The 18950-nt window shown below is 29.7% G+C and carries 18 protein-coding genes; 13 read left to right on the forward strand and 5 right to left on the reverse strand.

The annotated features are described in order from the left end of the window. Nucleotides 1-96: 96 nt before the first annotated feature. The 5 genes from recR to AC2GW8_RS14455 all read left to right on the forward strand — a co-directional run bounded on the left by recR (nt 97) and on the right by AC2GW8_RS14455 (nt 4868). Complete coding sequence (recR, locus tag AC2GW8_RS14435) at nt 97-714, forward strand: recombination mediator RecR (protein WP_440880579.1); 618 nt, start codon at nt 97-99, stop codon at nt 712-714. A gap of 544 nt (nt 715-1258) precedes the next feature. Further along, on the forward strand, nt 1259-2149 hold the full coding sequence (locus tag AC2GW8_RS14440; protein ID WP_440880580.1) for an ATP-grasp domain-containing protein: 891 nt from the start codon (nt 1259-1261) through the stop codon (nt 2147-2149). An 886-nt stretch (nt 2150-3035) separates the two neighbouring features. After that, entirely contained in the window at nt 3036-3482 is a 447-nt protein-coding gene (locus tag AC2GW8_RS14445; protein ID WP_440880581.1) for a peroxiredoxin family protein, read from the forward strand. Nucleotides 3483-3703: 221 nt separating this feature from the next. Continuing rightward, on the forward strand, nt 3704-4120 hold the full coding sequence (locus AC2GW8_RS14450; RefSeq protein WP_440880582.1) for a DUF3592 domain-containing protein: 417 nt from the start codon (nt 3704-3706) through the stop codon (nt 4118-4120). 355 nt (nt 4121-4475) lie between these two features. Next, nucleotides 4476-4868, forward strand: coding sequence for a response regulator (locus tag AC2GW8_RS14455; protein ID WP_440880583.1), 393 nt, complete (start codon nt 4476-4478; stop codon nt 4866-4868). Between the two features lie 523 nt (nt 4869-5391). On the opposite strand, the gene AC2GW8_RS14460 is transcribed toward AC2GW8_RS14455, so the two are convergent. From AC2GW8_RS14460 to AC2GW8_RS14475, 4 genes are read right to left on the reverse strand one after another with little or no spacing between them, the layout of a single operon-like run. After that, a complete protein-coding gene (locus AC2GW8_RS14460) occupies nt 5392-5979 on the reverse strand; it encodes a CopD family protein (protein WP_440880584.1) in 588 nt (195 codons plus the stop codon). Between the two features lie 11 nt (nt 5980-5990). Further along, the gene (gene hemH / locus AC2GW8_RS14465; protein WP_440880585.1) at nt 5991-7013 is read right to left on the reverse strand and encodes a ferrochelatase; all 1023 of its coding nucleotides are present in this window, start codon (nt 7011-7013) and stop codon (nt 5991-5993) included. A 12-nt stretch (nt 7014-7025) separates the two neighbouring features. Then, nucleotides 7026-7538: a TrmH family RNA methyltransferase gene (locus AC2GW8_RS14470; RefSeq protein ID WP_440880586.1), complete on the reverse strand. Its 513-nt coding sequence runs from the start codon at nt 7536-7538 to the stop codon at nt 7026-7028. A 42-nt stretch (nt 7539-7580) separates the two neighbouring features. Continuing rightward, nucleotides 7581-8465: a helix-turn-helix transcriptional regulator gene (locus tag AC2GW8_RS14475; protein ID WP_440880587.1), complete on the reverse strand. Its 885-nt coding sequence runs from the start codon at nt 8463-8465 to the stop codon at nt 7581-7583. Between the two features lie 212 nt (nt 8466-8677). Here AC2GW8_RS14475 and hemA point away from each other — a divergent pair, with 212 nt between their 5' ends. From hemA to AC2GW8_RS14510, 7 genes are all read left to right on the forward strand, one after another. Beyond that, nucleotides 8678-9949: a glutamyl-tRNA reductase gene (gene hemA, locus AC2GW8_RS14480; protein WP_440880588.1), complete on the forward strand. Its 1272-nt coding sequence runs from the start codon at nt 8678-8680 to the stop codon at nt 9947-9949. Next, the gene (hemC, locus tag AC2GW8_RS14485) at nt 9930-11522 is read left to right on the forward strand and encodes a hydroxymethylbilane synthase (RefSeq protein ID WP_440880589.1); all 1593 of its coding nucleotides are present in this window, start codon (nt 9930-9932) and stop codon (nt 11520-11522) included. Before hemA ends, hemC begins: the two co-directional genes overlap by 20 nt. Nucleotides 11523-11571: 49 nt before the next feature. Continuing rightward, nucleotides 11572-12549, forward strand: a complete 978-nt coding sequence (gene hemB, locus AC2GW8_RS14490) for a porphobilinogen synthase (protein ID WP_440880590.1) — start codon at nt 11572-11574, stop codon at nt 12547-12549. 115 nt (nt 12550-12664) lie between these two features. Beyond that, nucleotides 12665-13075, forward strand: coding sequence for a hypothetical protein (locus AC2GW8_RS14495; protein ID WP_440880591.1), 411 nt, complete (start codon nt 12665-12667; stop codon nt 13073-13075). 29 nt (nt 13076-13104) lie between these two features. Next, on the forward strand, nt 13105-14394 hold the full coding sequence (hemL, locus tag AC2GW8_RS14500; protein WP_440880592.1) for a glutamate-1-semialdehyde 2,1-aminomutase: 1290 nt from the start codon (nt 13105-13107) through the stop codon (nt 14392-14394). An 88-nt stretch (nt 14395-14482) separates the two neighbouring features. Further along, entirely contained in the window at nt 14483-15508 is a 1026-nt protein-coding gene (gene hemE, locus AC2GW8_RS14505; protein WP_440880593.1) for a uroporphyrinogen decarboxylase, read from the forward strand. Between the two features lie 31 nt (nt 15509-15539). Next, nucleotides 15540-16136: a TlpA family protein disulfide reductase gene (locus AC2GW8_RS14510; RefSeq protein WP_440880594.1), complete on the forward strand. Its 597-nt coding sequence runs from the start codon at nt 15540-15542 to the stop codon at nt 16134-16136. A 578-nt stretch (nt 16137-16714) separates the two neighbouring features. Here the strand turns inward: AC2GW8_RS14510 and AC2GW8_RS14515 are convergent. Further along, nucleotides 16715-17362 carry a hypothetical protein gene (locus tag AC2GW8_RS14515; protein ID WP_440880595.1) on the reverse strand — a complete coding sequence of 216 codons (648 nt, stop codon included), beginning with the start codon at nt 17360-17362 and terminating at the stop codon, nt 16715-16717. A 631-nt stretch (nt 17363-17993) separates the two neighbouring features. On the opposite strand from AC2GW8_RS14515, the gene hemF reads away from it, so the two are divergent. After that, entirely contained in the window at nt 17994-18896 is a 903-nt protein-coding gene (gene hemF / locus AC2GW8_RS14520) for an oxygen-dependent coproporphyrinogen oxidase (protein WP_440880596.1), read from the forward strand. Nucleotides 18897-18950 lie beyond the last annotated feature (54 nt).

Here is an 18950-nt window from a genome sequence, read left to right on the forward strand (position 1 = left end):
CAAAGGTAATTATTTTGATAATGTTTGCCTAAAAAGAAGACTAGATTATAGCCCTTAAGTTAAGATATATAAGTTATAATATTGTAATTTTGCGGTATGGATTTTTCGTCAAAAATACTCGAAAATGCCGTAAATGAAGTAAGTCGTTTACCAGGCATAGGAAAGCGTACAGCATTAAGGTTGGTGTTGCACTTATTAAAGCAACCAAAAGAGATGACTAAATATTTAACGCAAGCGTTAAATACTATGAGAAACGAGTTGAAATCGTGTAGAAAATGCCATAATATTTCAGATAATATTTTGTGTGATATTTGTGCAAATCCAAAAAGAAATTCTGAAATAATTTGTGTGGTGGAAGATATTCGTGATGTAATGGCTATCGAAAATACGTCTCAATTTCATGGTCTTTACCATGTTTTAGGAGGTAAAATATCTCCTTTAGAAGGGGTTGGTCCGCAGAATTTACAAATAGAATCGCTGGTAGGTAAAGTTAAATCTGGAGAAGTGAAAGAGTTAATATTTGCTTTAAGCTCCACTATAGAAGGAGATACAACGAATTTTTATATTTATAAGCAGATAGAAGCGTATAATATAGTTACTTCAACTATAGCTAGAGGTATTTCAGTAGGTGATGAATTACAGTTTGCAGATGAAATAACACTTGGACGCAGTATTGTTAATAGAATTCCTTTTACAAATTCATTAGAGAGGTAATTAAAAGTTAACAAATATCACTTTTTTGCGTTAATTTGTAAATTACAAAGTAAGCTTTATGTTTGGATCTATGAAAAATTTCACCTTTCTTGAATTGAAAAGCTTTATAATATTGTTAATCATTTGCTTCCATTATCATACGTAATTATGTTAACCGATTTTTTTAATTGAATTACCTAAAAATTGGATTTTTTAACGCTAATGATAATGAATATATAGGTTTTTACAAATAATTACTTTAACTTATTTAATCATAAAAAATAGATTCAGTTATTGAAAGTACAATAACAATTTATTATAATATTATTCTTTTAGAATTTATAAATAGCCATGGGGTTTTGCTATTATGATGCTTAGTAGTAAATAAATACTAAAACAAGTAAAAAGAAAATTGAATCTCTTAGATTATCATTTTAGAGAGCATGTCTAATTTAAATATTTAGTGTTGAGTTTTGATTTTTAGTGTTTTAATATATATTTGTCTTAAAAATTTATTGTTTAATTGAAAAGTTATTTAATGTAGCTTGAATTTCATATATTTTGAATGGTAGATATTACAATATTAACACAAAGAAGCTATCATAAGCCTACTGAATTAACTCCTTATATTCAAAACATTTTAGAGGAAGCATATTTGTTAAGTAACGCTATAGAAAGCAAAGGATTGACCGTAGCTAGGACATATTGGGACAACCCCAATTATGATTGGACACAAACAAAAGCAGTTGTATTTAGAACTGTTTGGGATTATTTTGAACGGTTCGAAGAATTTAATAAATGGTTGGATGAGGTTAATCAACAAACAAAGTTGATCAATCCATTGAAGCTTATTCGATGGAATATAGATAAACACTATTTAAAAGATTTGTCTTTAAAAGGAGTAAAAATTATAGCCACAGAATTTATTGATACGGGGAAGCATAAATTATTATCAAGTATATGTGAATCTAGAGGATGGTCAGATATTGTGATTAAGCCTGCGATTTCAGGAGGTGCTTTTCATACCTATAAAATTAAAAAAGCGAATATATCAGAGTATGAGGCACTATTTAAAGAACTAGTGGCTGAACGTGATATGTTAGTCCAAGAATTTCAGCCAACAATAATGAGTAGAGGAGAAGCGTCATTAATGGTTTTTAATGGTAAGTATACGCATGCTATTTTAAAAAAGGCAAAGCCAGGAGATTTTAGAGTACAAGACGATTTTGGTGGAACCGTACATTCTTATGAACCTTCTAAAGATGAAATAAAATTAGCAGAAAAGGTTTTTACTAGTTGCAATCCTCTACCGGCCTATGGAAGGGTAGATATCGTTTGGAATGATAAAGGGGCACCGATGCTTTCTGAATTAGAAATTATTGAACCTGAATTATGGGTTCGTAACAATCCTTCATCTGCAAATAATTTAGTGGATGGAATTATGCAATATTTATAGTTCGTAGAGAATATGAATAGCTCACCGAATAGCAGGGAGAATAGTATTAGGAGGTAATAAAAACGATCTCTATAAAATGTTTATTGTTATAGTTTTATGAGCTCTTCAAAAAAAGAGTAATTGAGTTATTATGACAGGTGTCAGAAACACAAATAATTATGAGAATATAAAATTGTTCGATCAATTTTAAATGGATGATTTTGAAAAAATATGATATCTCCAAAAATATAAAGGAATGATCGGATAGTAAAAAGAAGTATTGGTTAGGGGGTTCCATAAAAAAATGGTAAACAATCTATTTATGATAACTTATTTTTAACTTAATAAATAATTTCTTATTAAAAATTTTTTGTTGTAAAAAACAGTTTTTTGAATAGGTTAAAACAAAAATAAAGACACAAAGAGACAGTAAATAAAAAAAACACTTTAACATTTTGTTTTTAGATGGTATTTTGTGGTTTTTTATGAGATAAATTTCACAAAACAACAGCTTCATTTGTGTGAACATCTTAATCCTAGTGATATGAGTAATAAAAAATAAGTAGTAGGTATAATTCTATTATGAGAAATTCTTTTTCGTGCTTAAAATTGTTATAAATAGTCATAAGGTAATCACCTTGTCTAAGGTTTTAATAGAGCAACTATTCATTATATAAATGTAGTTATTAGATTTAAATTGAAGGTTATTAGTTATTTTAAGAAAAGAATAAGTAATCTGTTTTTAGCATAGAAAATTACTTTAGAAAAACCAACAAGAATAATTTTTTACATATTGTGTAACTTTATATAAAATGTATTGTCTTGAGGTTATAATAAAATAATCATGAAATATATAAAAATAACAACCGTAACAATTTTGCTTTACATTTTTAGTTGCTTAAATACAATGGCGCAAAAGAAAGTTAAAAGTAGTTTAATCGGAATGAATGCGCCTGTCTTTTCAGTAACAGATATTAAAGGAAACAAAAAATCTTTAAATAGTTTAAAAGGAAAAATAATTGTTTTGAACTTTTGGTTTATTGAATGTAAGCCTTGTGTAAGGGAAATGCCAGAACTAAATAATCTAGTTAAAAAATATCACGATGATAACGTTGAGTTTTTAGGTTTTTCAGGGAATGGAGGTGCACAAATTAATTCTTTTTTAAAAGAACAGGAGTTTTTATATCATATAATACCGAATAGTAAGAGTGTTATTAAAGATTATAAAATATCAAGTTATCCAACGAATATTGTCATTGATGAAAATGCTAAAATTGTCTATTTAACTAAAGGGTTAAAGTCGACAACTATTAATGAAATAGAAGAAGTTATTGAAAGTCTGATAAAAGAATAATTGTCTTAAGTCATTCACTTTTAGTCTTGTTGTTTTTTTAGAATGAATAAAAATAATAGCCCTTGATTTTAGAAATGAATTGATGTATCCATAGTCATCAGTGCATGCTGCCAAATAATTATTATAAAAAGAAAAAATACAAGTATGGTATAAGAGAAGTAAAAGTTATGCCATTGATAAAATCTCTATATTTGGTGTTTTAAATATTCAAAAATAAAACTATGTTAGTTTTTGTTATGATAGGGGGAGTACTCTTATTTTTTGGTATAAAAACAGGAATAAAAAGAAAGTTACTTCAAAAAAATGGAAAAAAAGCTACGGGAATAATAATTGATAATGAACTCTCAGAGTTTGGAGAAAGTGTACTTTACTACACAATTGTAGAAGTAGAAGATACTAAAAATAATAAAAGAAAATTTAAGTTATCTACAGCAACTAATATAGCTAGGGAAGTTGGCAAACCTATTGACATAGTTTATGATCCAAATTATGAGAAAAGTGAAGTATTCGAGAACAGAAAAGTTGCGTCAGCTTCAGAAATAATTCTTAAAGTGGTAGGTGTTTTTTTTATTGTTATAGGGTTAATAGATAGCAAATCTATTTTTCACAATTTAATTTTAAAACATGTACTTAACTAAAAAAATGTAAGTATTCCATTTATGAACACCTTATTTAAGGTGTTTTTGTTTTTAAAGTTAATGCTTAGAATTACTGTAAAAGTAATTAGAATCGATTTTTCTATAGAGATAACATAGTTTAGTTGTTATTACTTATGTTGAAATAGAAAGGGAAAAATAATATTTATTTAGGTATACGTTTTTAAGTTTTCTTGAATTGATAAGTCAATTTTTTGAGAATAGACCTATTATATAGTCTATTCGTCTTACCATTTTTATATGAGGTTGTACTTTAACCTATGTTTTTTTGATTTTAACTAAAAATTAAAATTTTAGTTTTTTTGAAAAGTAACTTTAGAGCTCTTTGTTTTTTAGTATGTCAGAAATAAAAGTAGCAATTGTCGAAGAAAAGCAACGACTTGTTGAGAGTTATATTTCCTTGTTTAAATTTGAGGATTCTATAAAAATTGAAAAAATATTTACCTCTCATGATGAGTTTATTGAGTGGAAAAAACAACATAAGGTAGATGTAGTAATTGTTACTTTTAGTATACCACACTTTCATAGTATAGACTTATTAGAAAAGTTGAAATACAATAATTTAATAGAAAATGTTTTAGTGTTAAGTGAATATCAGCCAGTTGAATGTGCAAAAATTGCACGTTTTTTAGATTGTAAAGGATATGCCTTAAAAAGTGAACCTGAAGCAATTATTAAAGCTGTAAAATCAATATATGCAGGAAATAATTTTTTTATTAATTATAACTAAATATTATTATCATTTTTATGTGTAAAAAATCATATTAAATTAGAAAAGAATACTTTAAAAAAAACTACGCATTAACTTAATATGAATGAAAGGAATCACGTTGCTTGGTTAATACGTAGTAGTTTGAAAACGAGTTTACAAATTTCAGTAAATAAAATTAATTTTTATATAGATAATATTACTAATAAATACACTAGTATTAACCATTATTTGTATCTTGAAAATACTATTTTAAAGATATTTTAAATTAGTTAAGGTTTTGTTTTTAAGTGATATATTTTGGAGTGATATGCTTTTTTCGAGTTGTTTGTTTTTAAGAATGCTTACATAAAAGATAAATAAGTTTAAAAAAAGAAAAGAGAAAAGGCCAACTAGTTAGAAAACCTCTTCTCCCAACAACATATTTAAATTTACTTTTTAATTACTTTAAATTAAAGTAAATTAGCTAGGTTTACTTAATTTTAAGGTAAAGTTTAAATAGTTGTAGATGAATAAAAAGATATTAGATGGCATAAAAAAGATGTTATTCTTCTTTTTTTTCTTTTTTTAGAAGTTCTCTTTCGTATTTATCCCAGTTTTTTTTTTCCCTTGCTTTTTTGTAGCTTTTTATTCCAAACATTAATAAAAAAGAAAATAAAATAATTCCTATTACCCCCCAAACCCAGCTTATAGCATCTTTTAGAACAACCAAAAAAACTACAGAAAATAGTATAATGGTAGCTACCTCGTTCCATATTCGAAGTTTTAATGAGGAATATTTAATTATATTATTTTGTAACTGTGTATATATTTTATGGCAAGAAAAATGATAAAAATAAAGGGCGAGGACAAAAGATAATTTTACATGCATCCAAGACATTTCCAGATATATAGGGTTTTGATATAACATTAAAAAAGCAAAAAGACTAGCCAAAATAGCCGAAGGCCATGTGATAATATACCAAAGCCTTTTTTCCATTAACTTATATTGGTTTTGAAGTATTGATTTAACAGGTTCCTCTTCTTTTTCAGCCTCTACGTGATATATAAACAAGCGAACAATATAGAATAATCCAGCAAACCAAGTAACTATAAAAATAATATGGAGTGCTTTTACATACAGAAAATCCATTAAATTATTATTTATGGTTTTAAATTAAAATCATTAATCCATCCAGAAAGGACATTTACCCATTCTTCATTATCATTTATACAGGGCACAGTATAGAAATTTTTACCCCCAGCTTCAATAAATTCTTCCTTACCTTCCATTGCAATTTCTTCTAGTGTTTCCAGGCAATCAGACACAAATGCAGGGGTAACGATGGCTAAGTTTTTAATACCATCTTTTTCTGCTTTTTTAACGATAGTTCTATCAGTATAAGGTTGCAACCATGGATCAACACCAAGTCTAGATTGAAAAGAGGTACTTACTTTTTTATCATCTAATTTTAATTCATTAATTACATTTTTAGTAGTTTGATAACATTGGTGTCTGTAGCAATACTTATGAGCTTTTGAGGGAGTGTTACAACAACTACCATCAATTTTACAATGAGATTTTGTAATGTCTGATTTTCTAATATGTCTTTCTGGAACACCATGATAAGAGAATAATAAATGATCATAATCTTTATCGGATAAATAGTCTTTAATGCTATTTGAAAGTGCTTTAATATATTCAGGTTTATTATAAAATGCTGGTATATCCTTTATGGTTAGATCCTGAAAAAATTGTTGTCTTAATTTTTCGGCTAAAACTGTAATAGTCTCTGTTGTGGCCATTGCAAATTGAGGATATAAAGGTATGAGTAGAACTTCTTTAACTCCTTTATCGTAAAGCTCTTGTAGACCATTTTTAAGAGATGGGTTACCATAGCGCATCGCCAAAGCTACTGGAAGTTCTGTTTTTTGTTGAACTTTTTTTTGTAATCGTTCCGAAAGAACAATTAAAGGAGAGCCTTCTTTCCACCATATTTTTTTGTAAGCTTTTGCAGACTTCTTAGGTCTAGTATTTAAGATAATTCCTTTGACAAGAAAAGTACGTAACCATAAAGGGAGATCTATGACTCTTTCATCCATTAGAAATTCTCCTAAATATTTTTTTACATCTTTTGGATCAGTACTATTTGGTGAACCAAGATTTACTAATAAAACACCTTTCATTAAAAATATATTTTATGTATTAATTTTTGTTAACTGATTGGTTACTTCATACAGAGTAATGGCAAGACTATGAATTACATTCATAGATGAATTTCTTCCGTACATTGGAATAGAAATGGTTGCGTCAGCATAATTTATATCTTTTACTCCATGTCTTTCACTTCCCAAAAGTAGTACAATTTTCTGATGAAGCGTGAAATCATAATCGCTAATGTTTATGCTTTTATCGGTTATTTCAATACCTATAATAAAGTTATTTTTTTTTTTTAAGTTTTCAATTAATTTTGAAAAATCAGAGTAAGTATCGTACTTAATTTGGTCTAATGTATTTCTTGCTGTTTTTTTAACAATTCTATTATCTACAGAAGGAGATTGCTCATGTAAAAATATTTTAGCAACACCAAAGCTCTCTGCAATTCTGAAGCACATACCAATATTTTCTGGTGTTCGTATTGCATCGCATACAATAGTTAGAGGAAATTTTGTTTTGTTATTTTTAACATCGTAGTGTGTAAGCTGTTCCATGTTTTCGTAAATCTATAAATTGAAAATAAAAACTACTTGTGTTTATTGATTAAGATTAATAATATACTGTTTCGGTGTAGTTCCAAATTTTTTCTTAAAAGCGGCAATAAAATGACTTGAGGTGCTATACCCTACTTGAATACCTACTTCATTTACATTAAAACGATTACTCTCTAGAAGTTTTCGTGCGTATTCCATTTTATAATCAAATAAAAAACTATATACAGTATCTCCGTATATCTGTTTAAACCCTTCTTTTAATTTTTTTAGATTGAGCCCTACCTCATTAGCTAATTTTTGAAGTGTTGGAGGTTCACTCATATTTGAAATAATGATATCTTTTGCTTTTCGTATTTTTAATACTTCTCTGTCATCAACTAAAAAAGGACAATATTCATCATTTGTTTTTTTTCCACTATCAAATTGAAGACTCAACAATTCATATGTTTTTCCTTTTAGGTATAGATCTTTAATTGAACTATTACTATCGGCAGCGAATATTTCCTGTAATACAAATAAGACGGAGTTTTTAATTTCGGTATTATCGTAATACTTTTTATTCTTGTTTTTTTCACTTAAGAAAGGAATGTATTCAGCTTCTTTTGAAAACAAAGAATGAAACTTTTTTATTGAAATTAAAACTGAAATCACCCATGTTTTTGGAAGTATTTCCATGTCAATTGGTAATTTTTGCTGTGGGTTGTATAAAAATATAGAATGCTTATCTAAAACGTTAAAAACGTAATTACCATTATTAAAATTAAATTTAATGTTGCCTTTTATACAATAGTGAATTTGAATAAAAGTGTTATCGATGTCCCTTTGGTATTGATCTGCCTCTCCAGTATTGTTTTGAAACTTTAGAATGTAAAAACCTTTTTCAAGAGGAATTTCTCTAAATGTACTTTTTGCGACATTTTTTGACATGATTGTTTTTTATTAGCTAATTACTTTTATTTAGAATAATTCTATATTATAGTGTTTAAAGCACCTACTATCACTACAAAAATACACATTTTTAGGCTGTTTAGCTATAATACTGCATCAAAAAACTTGAAACGATATTAAAAGTTCTTTTAGCGGTGTTTTTAACGAAGTAAAGTTTCTATTTTTGAATGATTTTTAGGAAGAAGATATCGATGTATAAAGATAAAAGACCAACAAAATTTTATAATATAGGAATCAGTTATGTAAAAGCAGATGCCACAATAAGGGGGAAGTTTTCTTTGTCAAAAGAGAATCAAATCGCTCTTTTAGAGGAGGCTAAGGGCTTGGGGATGAATGAGCTTTTTGTTTTGTCAACTTGTAATAGAACCGAAATTACTGGTTTTGCAGAGCATCCGTTTCAACTAATCAGTATGCTTTGCAACCATTCAAAAGGTTCCGTTGAAGAGTTTGCTAAAGTATCGTATGTAAACAAAGGGAAAGATGCTATTCAGCATTTATTTAGAATAGGAACAGGACTAGACAGTCAGATTCTTGGAGATTACGAAATCGTAGGGCAGTTGCGTCAAGCCTTTAAACAAGCTAAAGAAATAGGAACTACTAACGGCTATTTAGAAAGGCTGTTAAGTAATGTAATGCAGGCGAGTAAACGTGTTAAAAATGAAACTAAACTAAGTTCAGGAACCACATCTGTTTCGTATGCTGCAGTTCAATATTTAATTAATAATTTAGAAGATTACAATACTAAAAATATCTTAGTTTTTGGTTTAGGTAAAATGGGAAAGCATACCTGTAAAAACTTAGCTGAGTATACTAAGAACAAGACAGTTAGTCTTGTAAATAGAACAGAGCATAAAGTAGAGGGTTTTATAAAGGAAAACAATTCTATAAGGCATGCTAAATATGAAGATCTACATCAAGAAATAATTAAGACGGATGTTCTAATTGTTTCGACTGGAGCTGGTCAGCCAACGATTGATAAAAGCCATATACCAATAGGTAAAAAAATATTGATTCTTGATTTATCAATGCCGGCAAACGTATCACCATCGTTAAAACAACAAGAGGGCGTAGAGATAATAAATCTCGATGAATTATCTAAAATAACAGACAAAACCTTGGCTATAAGAAAAAAAGAAATTCCTCTAGCTGAGTCTATTATCCTTACACATAAGGAAGAGTTCAATGAATGGTTAAATCATAGAAAATTTACACCAGCAATTAGTGCTTTAAAACAATCCTTACAAGCGATTCAAAAAGATGAAATTGATTTTCATAAGAAAAAAATAGAAAATTTTAATGAAGAACAAGCGGAGGTAATCACCTCTAGGTTAATTCAAAAAATAACAACACAGTTTGTAAAACATTTAAAAAACGAAAATACCTCAATTAACCAAAGTATCGAGGTTATGTCTAAAGTTTTTGGGAACAATTTAGAAACAATTAATGCAACAGAAGATTATTAGAATTGGTACGCGTGAAAGCGAACTAGCCATGTGGCAAGCGAATAAAGTAAGAAAGCAACTTGAAGATCATGGATATGAAACATATATTGTACCGATAAAATCTACAGGTGATATTGTTTTAGATAAGCCTTTATACGAATTAGGTATTACTGGAATTTTTACGAAGAATCTTGATATAGCTATGCTGAATGGTGATATAGATATTGCAGTTCATTCTATGAAAGATGTTCCAACTGTTTTACCCAAAGGAATTGTACAAGCAGCGGTTTTAAAAAGAGCAAATCATCATGATATCCTGGTCTTGAAAGATACTGAAGAGTTTATGGCGCAAAGGGAAGGAATAATAGCAACAGGTAGTCTTCGAAGAAAAGCACAATGGTTAAACAGATATCCAACCCATGAAGTAGTAGATTTAAGAGGAAATGTTAACACACGTCTTGAAAAGCTTGATAACAATGACTGGAATGGAGCTGTTTTTGCGGCTGCAGGATTAGAAAGAATTGGAAAAAGACCGAAAGGAGCTATATCCTTATCCTGGATGGTTCCAGCACCAGCTCAAGGTGCCATAATGATAACAGTTCTAGAAGACGATGAGTTCTCAAAAGAAGCATGTGCTTTAATTAATGATAGAGATACAGAAACTTGCACGAAAATTGAACGGGAGTTTTTGAATCGTCTAGAAGGTGGTTGTACAGCACCTATAGGTGCTTTGGCAATGATCAATGAAGTAGATAAAGAAATAAACTTCAAAGGGGTATTATTAAGTAGAGATGGGCGTAAGAAGCTAGAGGTTTCTAAAAAAGTAAAGTTGGGAGCTCACAAGTACTTGGCAAAAGATTGTGCTACTAAAATTATAGAAAGAGGAGGAAAGTTAATAATTTTAGAAGATGAAGGTATTGAAAAAGATTTTTCAATTTATTCAACTAAAAAACTTTCAGAAGTACAAAAAAAATTATTACCAAGTAGCATAAAAGTACAAGATAGTGATTTTATTAAAATTAGATTCAATAGAATTGCACCAAAAGAGGTTAAGAACGAACTAGAAAATGTAGTTTTAACAAGTAAAAATGGTGTTGAGGCTTTACTTTATAATTTTACGAAAGATGAGTTAAAGTTTAAAAATATTTTTTGTGTAGGAAGGCGTACAAAAAAGTTAATAGAGCAAAAAATCGGAAAAGTAACCCATGTAGAGAATAATGCCCAAAAGCTTGCCAAATATATAGAGGAGAACGTTGTGTCAAAAAAAATCACCTACTTCTGTAGTAGTTTAAGATTAGATGTTTTACCGACTTTATTAAGAGTAAAAGGTATTCTAGTTAATGAGGTAGAAGCTTATAAAACAATGTACAGTCCGGTTAAACTTGAAACTAAAATAGATGCTGTTTTATTTTACAGCCCTTCAACTGTTGAAAGTTATATAAAAGAAAATAATGCAGAAGAAATAGCTTTCTGTATTGGCGATTCAACAGCTAAGGAAGCTGCTAAATATTTTAAAAATGTACAAATAGCTAAAATACCTACTGTTGAGAGTGTTATTGAAATGGTAGGGATACATTTTGCTGCAGAATCATAAAATAAAAGAGATAAATTTTTATCTCTTTTTTCTATAATAAAAACTATTAATGTTACAAAATAGACGACCAAGAAGGAATAGGAAGTCTGGGGCCATTAGAGCGATGGTTGCAGAAAACACGCTAACAGCAAATGATTTCATTTTTCCATTATTTTTAATACCAGGGGTAAATGAAAAACAATCAATAAGCTCTATGCCAGGTATATATCGTTATTCTCTTGATTTATTACTTTTAGAAATAGAAGAATGCATAAGACTTGGAATTAAAGGTTTCTGTATATTCCCTTCTTTAGAAGACGATCAAAAAGATAAGTATGCAACTGAAGGTTACAATAAAAATGGATTATATATCAAGGCTTTGAAAGAGGTTAAATTACAGTTTCCGGATATTGTATTGATGACAGATATTGCTATGGACCCGTATTCAAGTGACGGACATGATGGAATTGTTGAAAAAGGAGAAATAATTAATGACAAGACTCTTGAAATTCTTGGTAAAATGGCTTTGATACAGGCTCAAGCAGGAGCTGATATCTTAGGACCATCAGATATGATGGATGGTCGAGTGGGATACATTAGAAGAATACTAGATGAAGCAGGATATACCAGCGTTTCCATTATGTCATACACAGTAAAATATGCAAGTGCCTTTTATGGACCCTTTAGAGACGCTTTAGATTCGGCTCCTAAGTTTGGTGATAAAAAGACATATCAGATGAATCCTGCAAACTCTAAAGAAGCACTTATAGAAGCCGACCTAGATATCGAAGAGGGAGCTGATATGATAATGGTAAAACCAGCCCTTTCATATCTTGATGTCATTAAGTCTTTAAAAGACAACTATAATGTACCCATTACAGCTTATAACGTCAGTGGAGAATATGCGATGATTAAGGCAGCAAGTGAAAAAGGGTGGCTTGATGAAGACAAGGTTATTATGGAAAGTTTACTATCAATGAAAAGAGCTGGAGCTGATATCATCCTTACTTATTTCGCTAAAGAAGCAGCTAAATTGTTAAAAAAGTAATTTTTCTTGTAGCATTTATTTAGAAGTTCTTTTACTTAGAGCTCTTAAAAACATGGATAAATTAATATTATTTTTATGAGTTATCTTTATTTTAGTAGTCAAAATAATTCCACTTATGAAAAAATACCTTATTATATTCGTTCTGTTTTGGTTTACGAATATTAATAGCCAAAATCTAAAAAATGAAGATATTTCAGGTGTTTGGAAAGTAACAAAGGTGTTGAGGTTACCGAATAAAAATATTGATAAAAAATTGATCACTAGTTTTAAAAGGGCTTTTTTTTATTTTAAAAAAACACAAAATTTTGGTTTGAAAACAGAACATATGTCTGAATCATTTGCTAAAGTTACATTGTCGTTATCAGGACGCAAATGGAAGATTGAAGGAGGTAAAATATATATAGGTTCAGAAAAAAACAACTACCATTCATTGATAATCAAGCCGTTTATAAAGAATAAAATATATCACTTTGAATTTTTTAAGAATAAAGATTTGTCTTTTCTTTTAAGGGTTGAAAAACAATAAAATAAATCAATAAAAATACGATCTAGTTTATGGATTTTAAAAAATCACAAGAACTTTATAATAAAGGATTAACAAATTTAGTTGGAGCGGTAAACTCTCCAGTGAGGGCATTTGCATCTGTTGGTGGAAATCCTTTGTTTGTAAAAAAAGCAAAAGGGAGTAAGATTATAGATGTTGATGGCAACACTTATGTAGACTTGGTATTGTCTTACGGCCCTATGATTTTGGGTCATCGTCATAAGAAAGTTCAAAAAGCTGTTTCAAAGGCACTGAAAAATGGTTATTCTTTTGGAGCTTCAACTAAAAACGAAATTAAATTAGCTAAAATTATTTGCGAAGCGTTTTCTGGAATGGATAAAATTCGTTTTGTAAGCTCAGGAACTGAAGCCGTTTTAAGTGGTATTCGGTTGGCCAGGGCATATACTGGAAGGGACAAAATTATAAAGTTTTCAGGTTGTTATCATGGACATCAAGATGCATTACTGGTAGCAGCAGGTTCTGGTTTAGCAACGTTGAGTTTGCCTGGAAGTAAAGGGGTTCCTGAAGGGGCTGTCAAAAATACATTAATAGCTAATTACAATGACCTTGAAAGTGTAAAAGCGCATTTTGAGGAACATGATGACATTGCTGGCGTTATTTTGGAGCCTATCGCTGGAAACATGGGAGTTGTTGTACCTCAAAACAACTTTTTAAAGGATTTAAAAAAACTAGTTAATTCAAAAGGAGCATTACTTATAGTTGATGAGGTAATGACAGGATTCAGATCGAATTTTGGAGGTGCTCAAGAGAAGTTTGATGTAGAAGCCGATATAACATGTTTAGGAAAAGTTATAGGAGGAGGATTCCCCGTAGGAGCTTATGGAGCTCGTAATGAAATTATGGAGATGGTAGCTCCTTTAGGTGGTATGTACCAAGCAGGTACATTAAGTGGTAATCCTATTGCAATGGCAGCAGGTATATCTACTCTTTCTGAATTAAAAAAACAAGATCCTTATGAAAAGTTTAACGAGATAGCAAAAATATTAGAAGTATTTTTGCTGGAGACAGCAAAAAAATATGATGTGAAAGTTACGGTTAATAGGTTTGGATCAATGATCAATACATTTTTCACAGATGTACATGTGACAAATTTCGAGGAAGCTCAAACTAGTGATACTAAAAAGTATGCTGTTTTCTTTTGGGAAATGATTAGAAATGGTGTTTTCTTACCTCCATCGCAATTCGAAGCATGGTTTTTGACTTCAGCTATTTCTAACAAGGATTTAAAAAATATAACAAAAGCGATTGATAAATCAATTCAAGCAGTATCGAATATGTAATTTAAAAAGTCTTTACTCTTTTGTAAGTTTCTGTTTTTTAGTTTGTTAAAAAATACTTTATTATATTAGAGGAGGCGTAATATTAAAAATGATTAAAAACGATTTATTTTTAAAAGCCTTAAGAGGTGAAACGGTGGATAGACCGCCTGTATGGATGATGCGACAAGCGGGTAGGTATTTGCCAGAATTTATGGAGTTAAAGAAAAAGTATGACTTTTTTACAAGGTGTAAGACTCCAGAGCTGGCCTCAGAAATAACAGTGCAACCAATTCGAAGGTACGGAATGGATGCAGCTATTTTATTTTCTGACATTCTGGTGGTTCCTCAAGCAATGAATGTTGAGGTTGAAATGAAACCCGATTTTGGCCCTTACTTGCCAAATCCTATTAGAGATCAAAAAGGATTGGATAATGTTATTGTTCCAGATATTCAAGAAGAATTAGGGTATGTTATGGATGCTATTAAGTTAACTAAAGAGAAGTTAAATGATGAAATCCCATTAATAGGTTTTGCAGGATCTCCATGGACAATTTTATGTTATATGGTTCAAGGACAAGGCTCAAAAAATTTTGATAAAGCTAAAGAATTTTGTTTCAGTAAACCAATTTTGGCACACGAATTGTTAAGTAAAATAACAGCGACCACTATTGCTTATTTAAAAGAAAAAGTAAAGTCAGGTGTAAATGCTGTTCAAATTTTTGATTCTTGGGGAGGTATGTTATCTCCGACGGATTACAAAGAGTTCTCATGGCAATACATAAATCAAATTATTGAGGCTCTTAAAGATGAAGCACCTGTTATCGCCTTTGGTAAAGGATGTTGGTTTGCGTTAAATGAGATGGCTAGGTCTAATGCCTCAGCCTTAGGAGTAGATTGGACCTGTTCTGCAAAAAACGCAAGGTATTTAACAGGCGGAAATATAACTTTACAAGGAAATTTTGATCCTTCACGGTTATTGTCTCCCCCTAAAGACATAAAAAAAATGGTACACCAAATGATAAATGAATTTGGTAAAGATAAATATATTGTTAACTTGGGGCATGGAATTTTACCCAATATTCCTTTAGAAAATGCGCAAGCATTTATTGATGCTGTAAAGGAATATAAAGTTTAAAATAATAATCCCCTTAATTATCCTAAAGTATATGAAGAAAATAGTATTCTTATTAAGTATTTTGTTTTCGATCGGAGCCCTTGCTCAAGAGAAAGTATATTACAATTTTGCCGTAAATAACTGTGAGGCAGAAACTGCGGAAGGATTAATAAGTGATTGCCTAATAGGTTCTTATCTCTTAAATTATGATTTCGTAGCAATTGATGGAAAAAAAATAAGTACAGACAAGGTTAAAAAACCTATAGTTTTGATAGCTGCGTCCACAAGATGTGCTCCATGTTGGGGTGATATTCCAGCCCTAAATAAAATGGTTGAAAAGTACGCTGGTAAACTGGAGTTTGTTATGTTCTTTTGGGACGACTTGAAAGGTATTCAGAGAATGCAAAAAAAGCTTGATCCACGAATTAAATTAATTCCACCAACAAAAAAATTTGATAATAAAGCCTATACAGAGTCTTTTGGTTTTTTCCATAAATTAGATTATCCTACAACTTATTTGATTAGTAAAGATAAGAGATTTCTTAGTGTAAGAAGAGGTGCCGCATATCCTTCTAAACAAATGAATTGGGAAAAAGTTAATGAAATTAACGAAAAAGAATTAGAGGAGTTTATAAAACCAGTACTTTAATAGAAAAACAAAATATTATAAATAACCAACCTCTTTCGTTTAAGAAAAGAGGTTTTTTTGTTATTTCAACTTATGGTTATGGATCCAAATGTTTTAAAAGGTATGAGTTTTTATACAAAGACATTAAAAGTAATTTTTAAATTAAAATTATGAAAGTTCTTTTGAGTGCCTATTTCGATAAGTTTACAGATATCAATAGTAATAGGACATGCCTTTACTTTAGTACTAAATAGGTAATTTCTTTTTTATCCATAATCAATTACCATTTTTTTATCAAAATGAAAAGTAATATAGGTAAATTAAGAAGGGGTAAAAGGTCAATTTTCTAATTTTTAACGATCTTTAAAGACTACGTTTTTATTTCTGCTTGATAGTATTAGAAATTAATATAGTAATTGTCCAGACTATTGTTTATGCTCTCACCTAGGGTATTTACGTTTCTTTTATTTCCTTGAATTATCATATAACCACTATTCTTTATTGGTAGTAAGCTTTCTAAATTTTGGTCATAAAAAACACTATAAATGTGCTTTGTATAACTGTATTTTTAACGGTCTTGTATAAGAATAGTGGTGGTTTTAAGACCACAAACTTTTCAGTTTAGACCAAAGTTTATTGTTATTACTGTTCTTGATTTTAGCAGAATTTCCGCCATTATTTTTATACTTTGTTGTAAGCAGTTTTTCTTTGATTTGCTTATGAATGGAATCAAATTTCTTCGCTATTTTTGAATATTCATTACTCCAACCATTTGACATTGCTAATTCTTGATAAGTGCTGGTCGGTAAAAATTCCACCATTATTTTCTCAAGAGTATCAAAATCCAAAAGTTCTATTTGTTTTTGGTCATAATCAAGTTCTTTTATCAAAACCTCCGTATTGTCAAATCCAGCCCAAACACTATCAGTTTCATCATTAATTCTTGATTTGATATTATCTACTATTTCTGAAACTTCTTTAAAGTCCGAATAAAATGGAATTTTGAATTTGAAATAGTCTTTGGTTTCCAAATCGCAATTTTCATTTAGCTTGATTAAAGATTTTTCTCTATATTCTTTTGATACAAGTCTATCAGAAATCAATTTTATATCCTGTTCAAATTCGTCAATTAAGAACCAATCATTATAACTAATCAAGTTTTTTTCAGTCGATTTTCCGACTCGGACTAATCCGTCAATGTCTCCGCCAAACTTGTTATAAATTTTTATTTTCTCAATGGTCAGCATTGGTTCGGTTTAATTGCTTACAACTAGTGGATATACACAATTGTGTATATTTCCGCTACAAATGTAATATTAATTTAAACCATCTAAAAAGCTTAAAAAACAACATATTATATAGTTACAGGGTGCTATTTATCCGAATACAAACGTTTATTTTATTTACCACAATTATGTCAAAGAACATTTCCCTTTTTAAGGTATTGGAGAACTTAAATTAATTTTCCGTTTTACATAAGTTTTTATATGACTTTTAGATTTAAAATCTGTCCTTTCGCCGTTGTTAGATGGGGATAATTTTTATTGTATTGTTTTTACTTGTTAAGTTGTATTGTAGTTGAGTTAATATCATCAATGTATTCTTTTTTTACTAATTAAAGTCTATTAAACGGAATCTGTAAATGTAGATTCTACTTTTGAAATATAATAAGGGTATTAAGAAAGCATCAATGTTTCTAAAGAATAAGGTATTGCTATAGTTAATTGAATTGTTTTTAAGTTAATGATGTTGATTCCCGTATTGAGTACTGTTTTCATTTTCCCCTTTTCTGTTATAGAAGTAATCGAAGAAACAATCAAAAGAATTTATACTTAGAATAGTCAGATTATTTATTTTTGTAATACAAATATTCAACAAATGAAAGATAAGTTTTACGCATATATACAAGAACTTCAGGACACCATAACAGACAAGTTAGAGGAAGTTGATGGTAAGGCAAAGTTTAAAGAAGATTTATGGAAACGTAATGAAGGAGGTGGAGGGAGAACAAGAGTAATTGAAAATGGGAATATTTTTGAAAAAGGAGGGGTTAATATATCAGCAGTTCATGGACAGTTACCTGATGTTTTAAGAAAACAATTTAACGTAGCAGAAGGTAATTTTTATGCGTGTGGATTAAGTTTAGTGATACACCCAAAAAATCCTTTTGTACCTACAGTACATGCAAATTGGAGGTATTTCGAGATGTATGATGAGAATAATAATGTTGTAACCCAATGGTTTGGAGGGGGACAAGATTTAACTCCATATTATTTGTTCGAAGAAGATGCATTTCATTTTCACAGTATTTGCAAGGAGGCGTGTAGCAAGCATCATGAAAATTATTATGTAGAATTTAAAGAAGCTTGTGATCATTATTTTTGGAATAAGCATAGGAATGAAGCTAGAGGAATTGGTGGTTTATTTTTTGATTATTTAAAAGAAACAGATACTTTCTCAATGGATGATCGATATAATTTTGTAACGGAAGTAGGAAATAGTTTTTTGAATTCATACATACCCATTGTTGAAAAAAGAAAGGACACCGAATACAATCAATTACAAAGAGAATGGCAAGAGGTACGAAGAGGTAGGTACGTCGAGTTTAATTTAGTGCACGATCGAGGAACTTTATTTGGGCTTAAAACGAATGGAAGAATAGAGAGTATCCTTATGAGTTTGCCACCGACTGTTAAATGGAAATATGATCATCAACCAAATGAAGGATCTCAAGAAGCTGCTTTAATTGAAGTTTTAAGAGAACCCAAAAAATGGGCGTAAATAAATATATAACGATCGTTTTTTGTCTAAAAAAATAATAGTAATACTAAATTA

This window comes from Tenacibaculum profundi (genome assembly GCF_057162725.1).